The sequence below is a fragment of the Gemmatimonas sp. genome (assembly GCF_044376735.1).
In the GTDB taxonomy this organism is placed as follows: domain Bacteria; phylum Gemmatimonadota; class Gemmatimonadetes; order Gemmatimonadales; family Gemmatimonadaceae; genus Gemmatimonas.
Window position 1 is genome coordinate 1 of the sequence record NZ_JBILKJ010000206.1, and the last position, 3998, is coordinate 3998.

Here is a 3998-nt window from a genome sequence, read left to right on the forward strand (position 1 = left end):
CGATCTGACGATCGCACGGCAAGATACCCGTGGTCCGACGAGCGGTTCCGACCGCTGCGCTATATCCAAACGCACCACCCCCCGCCAAGGCAATCCCTGGCGGGGGGTGGTGCAGCGGATCGTCCCGCGCGTGCCTATCGCACCAATGGCGCGATGATGTCGGCGAACGCCGTGCGCGCGCGATTCAACCGCGACTTCACGGTACCGAGGTTCACGCCGGTGATGTCGGCGATTTCCTCGTATGACTTCCCTTCCAGTTCTCGCAGCACGAACACCTCGCGGTGATGCGCCGGCAGCTGACCCACCGACTGCTCCACCATCTCCCGCAGATGACGCTTCTGAAACAGGTCGTCCGGGCGCGTATGCACGTCCTCGAACTGGAGGGGGCGCTCCTCGTCCTCGAACTTGGCCCTGATGGTCTGGAAGAGCACCAGCGGATTACGCGACCGGTTGCGGAGCTCGTTCTTGGCCAGGTTCGACGCGATCGTGTAAATCCACGTCGAAAATTTCTTGGAGCGGTCGAAGCGTCCGATATGGCGGTACACGCGGATGAACACTTCCTGCACCAAGTCTTCGGCGCGGTCGCGATCACCGATCGTGCGGTAGACGAAGTTCAGCAGCCGACCCTGGTACCGGTCGACGAGCTCTTCGAAGGCGCGTTCCTCGCCTCCGAGGAACGCCGACACCACGTCGCCATCCTCGAGGCTGCGCAAATGCTCGCGCACCGGCACCGCGGGGGCGTGCTGTGACGTCAGTGTCGGGCGAGCCAGTTGGGCCATGAATCGAGTCCTCCGCCTGCGGTGACGCGAGCCCGAAGACTCACGGTGCTTCGACCAGATGGCCGGACGATCCGGCAGACCATGTCGTCGCACACACCCGACCTAATGCACAGGGCGTGCCGGAAGGAACTTTCTGGAACCTTCAGAGCCAACGTGTTTGGTATCAACACGTTGCGCGTCCGTACCCGATGCCATGGTGTCCACGGACCCTCTTGCCTCCGTCAGTATGTCCTTGAAAGAGGACAACCGGCGAGGACAGCACCTGTCACGGGAGACGAAAGCCAGCGGTGTACAGCAACGCGAGCGCCGTCTTGGCATCCTGAATTTCGCCCTGCTCCACCATGGACAGCGCCCGCGACAACTTGGTTGGCACCAGCTCCATGAACTCATCCGCTTCCCGCTTCCACTCCCCCGCCTCGAGCCCTGTCGCGACGAAGAGATGGATCTTCTCGTCGGTGAAGCCGGGGGTCGTGAACATCGTGAACAGCTGTTCGACATGCGACGCGGTGTATCCGGTCTCCTCCTTCAGCTCGCGATGGGCACAGGTCAGCGGGTCCTCCCCCGGATCCAGACGGCCGGCCGGGATCTCATACAGATACCCCTCGGCCGCATAGCGATACTGCCGGATCAGCAGGACCTCCGGATCATCGTCGAGCTCGCCAAGCAGCGGGACGATCGCGCTGGCCCCCGGATGACGCACCATCTCCAGCTGGCCCGTCGACCCGTCCGGGAAACGCACCGTGTCGACATCGATCGAAATCACCTTCCCGGTGTAACCGCGCGTCCCGATGATCTTCCCGGGTCCCTGCCGTTCAATCGCCATCAGCGCGCCACCTTCTTGGCCACCTTCTTGGCCACCTTTTTGGTCGCCTTCTTGACCACCTTCTTCGTGACCTTCTTCACCGCCTTCTTCGCACCTGGCTTCGGCTTCTTCGGCAGCGGCACGTCGTTGCCGGCCAGCCACTGCTTGATCGTCGGGCGCAGGTACACCGGAATACGAAGAATCGTCCCGCGGCACTTCTTCGTGCCGCAACGGCACGCGTAGTAGCGCACGTCTTCCGGCTCGTACTCGTCCTGCCACTCGAAGCGGTAGTCGTATGCCAGTTCCGTTTCCGGCGCGATGGCCTTGATCGCCTTGATCCAGATGTGTCCGTCTTCGATCAGCGTCTCGCAGTTCGGATCGCACGAGTGGTTGATGAAGCGGGCATCGTTCCCACCGAAGCGCGCGTCGAGCACCGTGTCATCGTCGAGTACGAACAGGAACGTATGGTGACGCCCGTCGTTGTCGTCGTACCGCCGGTCGGCCTCCTCGTGCGTGATCGGCTGCCCCCAGTATTCGTCGATCTTCTTCCCCTTGCGAATCGGCAGGATCGCGAACGCGCCTCGCCCCTGGATCTTGGAGCGACGCACTTCGTAGTACGGCGACTTGGGCGGCTTCACCCGCTTGCTAACGGACTTCTTCGCTGGCGACACGTCGATTCAGGAGGCTGAGGAGAGAGACACAGGCGCGGCAGCCACATCGTCGTCTGCCGGGTCGTACACGGTGACCGGACCAAGCGACAGCGCTTCGACGGTCGGACGGATCGCGGTGGCATCACCCACCACGACCACCTGCAAGCGATTCGGATCGAGGTGTGCTCGCGCCACGCGCAGCACATCCTGCGCCGTGACCGCCTTCACCCGGTCGCGATACGTATCGAAGTAGTTCGTCGGCAGCCGGAAGATCTCCACGTTCGCCAATCCCCCCGCCACCTCGGCGGTGGTCTCGAACCGAATCGGGAAGACACCGACCAGATAACTCGTGGCCAGCGACAGCTCGGCGTCGCTCACCGGCGCCTCGCGAATGCGTGCGAACTCGAGCGTGATCTCGCGCAGCGCATCTGCCGTGACCGCCGTCTCCACCGCCGTCGAGATTTCGAACGGGCTGGCGGCGCGACGCCAATCGAACGCCGAGTGCGCCCCATACGTGTAGGCGTGCACTTCGCGCAGATTCAGATTGAGCCGCGACGAAAACAGGCCGCCCAGGATCGCGTTCATCACCACCACGGGGAAGTAATCCTCGTGCAAGCGCGGAATGGCGACGTGCCCCACGCGCACCTCCGACTGCGGGGCGTCGGCCTTGTGCACCAGATGCACGCGCGGTTCGGGAAAACGCTGTGCATCCACCGGCTCGGCCACCGGCGGCGCCGTCCCGACCCAGTCGCCGAAGTGTGCGCTCGCCAGCTTCACGGCGTGCTCCACATCGATGTCGCCAACCATCATCAGGGCGGTGGCATCGGGACGATAGTACTCGGCGTGGTAGGCCTGCACGCGCTCGCGTGTGAGGCGCATGATGCTCGCTTCATCGCCACCGGCCAATCGCGCAAAACGGGACTCGGGCTGGTACAGCAGGCGCGAGAAGAACACGTCGGACAAACCGCGCGGTTCAGCGCGCAACTGCGCCAGATCGGCCTGCCGCTCGCCTCGCATCCGCTCGAGCTCCGACTCGGGGAACGCCGGGTAGCGCAGCACTTCCGACAGCACGGCGACCGCATCGTCAATGCGCGATGACAGCGCGGTGATCTGCACGATCGCCGAGTCCCAGTCGGCGCCGGTGTCGAGCGTCGTACCGAGCATCTCGAGCCGCGACGTCAGCTCGAGCGCATTCATATCACGCGTGCCTTCCGCCAGTGCCCGGGTGGTAAGCTGGGCCAGCCCTTCGTAATCGCGCGGATCGCGGGTCGCCCCTGCTTCGATCACCGCCAGCGTGGTCACCACCGGATACGCCGGGACCGTGGCCACGATCAGACGCAATCCATTCGCGAGAATACGTGTGGAGAAGTGCGGAAACCGATAATCGCTGGGGATGCCGGCAGCGGGACGCGGCGGTGCCACGGACGTTGCATCATGCACGGAAACATCGAGCGTGTCAGTCATGCGCTCGCCTCCGCCATCTCGGCGTGCTCCGCGTCCGGCTGTTCCTCGGCCGGTACGTACAGCAGCAGCGCGCGATTGTCGGGACCAAGGCGCTCGCGTGCAAGGGCGGACACCGCCGCCGTGGTCGTCGCGGCGTACCGCGCCACCTGCTCGTTGATCAACGCCGCATCGCCGAAGTACGTCGCAAAGCGCGACAGCTGGTCGGCGCGCTCGGCGGCCGACTGCATGCTCGTCACAAAACTCGTTTCGATCAGCGCGCGGGCGCGCTGCACCTCGACATCAGTGACGCCCTGCTGGTGCATC

Annotated in this window: 4 protein-coding genes and 1 pseudogene; all 5 read right to left on the reverse strand. The window is 64.4% G+C overall.

Going from position 1 to position 3998, the window contains the following annotated elements:
- Window positions 1-134 precede the first annotated feature (134 nt).
- Entirely contained in the window at window positions 135-779 is a 645-nt protein-coding gene (locus tag ACIRA7_RS15455; protein WP_396221734.1) for a sigma-70 family RNA polymerase sigma factor, read from the reverse strand.
- A 265-nt stretch (window positions 780-1044) separates the two neighbouring features.
- On the reverse strand, window positions 1045-1602 hold the full coding sequence (locus ACIRA7_RS15460) for an NUDIX hydrolase (RefSeq protein ID WP_396221735.1): 558 nt from the start codon (window positions 1600-1602) through the stop codon (window positions 1045-1047).
- Window positions 1602-2219, reverse strand: coding sequence for an SET domain-containing protein (locus tag ACIRA7_RS15465; RefSeq protein ID WP_396221736.1), 618 nt, complete (start codon window positions 2217-2219; stop codon window positions 1602-1604). The genes ACIRA7_RS15460 and ACIRA7_RS15465 overlap by 1 nt, the downstream gene beginning before the upstream one ends.
- A 39-nt stretch (window positions 2220-2258) precedes the next feature.
- Entirely contained in the window at window positions 2259-3695 is a 1437-nt protein-coding gene (locus ACIRA7_RS15470; protein ID WP_396221737.1) for a M16 family metallopeptidase, read from the reverse strand.
- Window positions 3692-3998, reverse strand: a pseudogene (locus ACIRA7_RS15475) (peptidase M16); the annotation flags it as partial. The pseudogene ACIRA7_RS15475 and the gene ACIRA7_RS15470, both read right to left, overlap by 4 nt.

Bases quoted from the DNA above. Each gene is read 5' to 3' on its own strand.
- ACIRA7_RS15455 (WP_396221734.1), bottom strand. From the start codon at position 779: ATGGCCCAACTGGCTCGCCCGACACTGACGTCACAGCACGCCCCCGCG.
- ACIRA7_RS15460 (WP_396221735.1), bottom strand. From the start codon at position 1,602: ATGGCGATTGAACGGCAGGGACCCGGGAAGATCATCGGGACGCGCGGT.
- ACIRA7_RS15470 (WP_396221737.1), bottom strand. From the start codon at position 3,695: ATGACTGACACGCTCGATGTTTCCGTGCATGATGCAACGTCCGTGGCA.